Source organism: Streptomyces yokosukanensis (genome assembly GCF_001514035.1).
In the GTDB taxonomy this organism is placed as follows: domain Bacteria; phylum Actinomycetota; class Actinomycetes; order Streptomycetales; family Streptomycetaceae; genus Streptomyces; species Streptomyces yokosukanensis.
Map to the genome: position 1 here is coordinate 1 of NZ_KQ948247.1, position 923 is coordinate 923.

1 pseudogene is annotated in these 923 nt (G+C 75.3%); it reads left to right on the forward strand.

The window, feature by feature from the left end:
- Window positions 1-923, forward strand: a pseudogene (locus AQI95_RS42945) (polyketide synthase); the annotation flags it as partial.

The following is a 923-nucleotide window of genomic DNA, read 5'->3' on the forward strand; positions in this document are numbered from 1 at the left end:
CCCGGTGCTGACGGTGGGCATGCAGGAGACGGTGGAGGACGCGGGGCGTGAGGCTGCCGTGCTGGGGTCGCTGCGGCGTAACGAGGGTGGTCTGGAGCGGTTCTGGCTCTCGCTCGGCGAGGCGTATGTCCGTGGTGTGGCTGTGGACTGGGGGGCGGTGTTCGCCGGGACCGGTGCCCGCCGGGTCGACCTGCCCACCTACGCCTTCCAGGCGCAGCGGTTCTGGCCCGAGGCGGCCCCCGTCGAGCCGGAGTCCCTCCCCGTGGAGAGCGCGGTCGACGCCCGCTTCTGGGACGCCGTCGAACGCGAGGATGTCACCGCCTTGGCGGAGGCCCTCGCCTTCGACACCCCCGACGCCATCCAGTCGCTCGGCACGGTCCTGCCCGGCCTCTCCTCCTGGCGGCGCCAGAGCCGCGAGCACTTCACCGTCGACGGGTGGCGCTACCGCGTTACCTGGAAGCCGACCGCCGACCCGGCCGGGGCCACGCTTTCGGGTGCCTGGCTGGTCGTCGTGCCCGAGGCGCTCGCCGGCCCGGCTGCGGAGACCGCCGCCGCCGTGACGCGCACCCTCGCCGACCGTGGCGCGGAGGTCCGTACCCTCACCGTGGCCGCCGACGCCGCCGACCGTGACGCGCTGAAGGCCGCCCTCGACGGGACGGAGGACCCCGACGGGGTCCTCTCGCTCCTCGCCCTTGGGGGCGAGGGGGCCTTCGGCGCCGGGCTCGCGCTTTCCCAGGCGTTGGGGGACGCGGGTGTGGCCGCGCCGCTGTGGTGCCTCACCCGGGGCGCGGTGGCCGCCGGGCGGGCCGACCTGGTCACGGATCCGGAGCAGGCGCTGATCTGGGGTCTGGGCCGGGTCGCCTCCATGGAGCAGGGCGAGCGTTGGGGCGGTCTGATCGATCTGCCGGAGCGGGCCGACGATC